Genomic DNA, 1,728 nt, shown 5'->3' on the forward strand with positions numbered 1-1,728 from the left:
TCTGCTTCCATGACGCGCAGCTGCGCGACAACCCGCCCAAGCCGGCCGACAAGCGCGTCGGCCGCGGCTTCAGCGCGGACAACCCGTACGCCTACCAGTACCACTATTACAACAACACCCAGCCGGAGAACCTGCCGTTCCTGGAGCAGCTGCGCGCCCTGCTGGACGAGTACCCGGGGGCGGTGAGCCTGGGCGAGATCTCCTCGGAGGATTCGCTGGCGACCACCGCCGAATACACCCAGGATGGCCGCCTGCACATGGGCTACAGCTTCGAGCTGCTGGTCAACGATTACAGCGCGGCCTACATCCGCGACACCGTTTCGCGCCTGGAAGCGGCGATGACCGAAGGCTGGCCGTGCTGGGCGGTGTCCAACCACGATGTGGAGCGGGCGGTCAGCCGCTGGGGTGGCCATCCGGCCGACCCTCGCCTGGCGCGGATGCTGGTGGCGCTGCTGTGTTCACTGCGTGGTTCGGTCTGCCTGTACCAGGGCGAGGAACTGGGCCTGGCCGAGGCCGAAGTGCCGTTCGAGGCGCTGCAGGACCCGTATGGGATCACCTTCTGGCCCAACTTCAAGGGGCGCGACGGCTGCCGCACGCCGCTGCCGTGGATCGACGCGCCGCTGGCCGGCTTCACCACCGGCAAGCCGTGGCTGCCGATCCCGGCCGAGCACCAGGCGGCGGCCGTGGCGGTGCAGGCGCAGGATCCGCATTCGGTGCTGTCGGCCTTCCGCAGCTTCCTGGCCTGGCGCCGTACCCAGCCGGCCCTGCTGCACGGTGACATCCGGTTCCTGGACAGTGCCGAGCCAGTGCTGCTGTTCGAGCGTATGCTTGCAGATGAAACTCTCCTGCTGGCCTTCAACCTGTCGGCCGAAGCGGTGAGCCATCCGCTGCCGGCGGGCAACTGGCAGCAGGTGGCTGTGCCGGGCCCGGATGCGGGGACGGTGCAGGGCAATGAACTGCAGCTGCCGCCGCGTGCGGTGTATTGCGCACGACGCAGCTGACCGATTTCTCCGGTGGCGGTACTTGCGGGGACGGGGCCGAAGCGCCCCGTCCCTTTTTTGTGGGCGCGGTTCCGGCGCAGAGCATTCACGCATGGCGTGGATCTACCAGGGGGGCGAATGGATGCCCGGCACGCATCGATTGCGATGCGGCGGGGGAGAACCACGGCATGCGTGGATGGGGCCGTACCGATCACGCTTCACTGGCCATCGCGTTGTGCGCACAAAGGAAAACCCGCTGCCTGCGCAGCGGGTTTCCGGTCCTGTTCGCTGTGTCCTGTCGCCGGGCGTGGCCCGGCGCTACCGATGGCGGTACCGGCCAGCGGCCGGCACTACCGAGTCCGGGTCGCCGGGCATGGCCCGGCGCTACCTCAGAACTTGTAGTTCACGCCCAGCATGTAGGTGCGGCCCCACTCGATGTACTCCAGCGGGCGATCCTTGGTGCCGGCGTAGGTGCGGTACGGCTCGTTGGTCAGGTTGCTTCCCTGCAGCAGCAGGGTCAGCCCACGCAGGCTGCTGCTGTCGCTGAAGGTATAGCTGACCTGCGCATCGGTCACGTTCTCGCCCACGACATAGCGCAGGGTGCGGTTGCCGTTGAAGTTGCCGATCTCGCCGATGAAGTCCGAACGGCGGCGCTGGCTCACGCGTGCCTCAAAGCCACTACGCTCGTAGTAGGCGGTGAAGTTGTACACGCGCTTGGACAGGCCGGGCAGGCTGATCGGGTCGGTGC

1 protein-coding gene and 1 pseudogene are annotated in these 1,728 nt (G+C 67.5%); one reads left to right on the forward strand and one right to left on the reverse strand.

Features of this window, described 5'->3' with window-relative positions; translation table 11 throughout:
* Window positions 1-1,001 (forward strand): alpha-amylase family glycosyl hydrolase (locus AC1VAN_RS20885; RefSeq protein ID WP_480986643.1); only part of this gene is annotated, 1,001 nt, incomplete at its 5' end.
* Window positions 1,002-1,369: 368 nt separating this feature from the next.
* Here the strand turns inward: AC1VAN_RS20885 and AC1VAN_RS20890 are convergent.
* Window positions 1,370-1,728 (reverse strand): annotated as a pseudogene (locus tag AC1VAN_RS20890) (TonB-dependent receptor); the annotation flags it as partial.

It is taken from the genome of Stenotrophomonas sp. 05L44_2 (genome assembly GCF_056665995.1).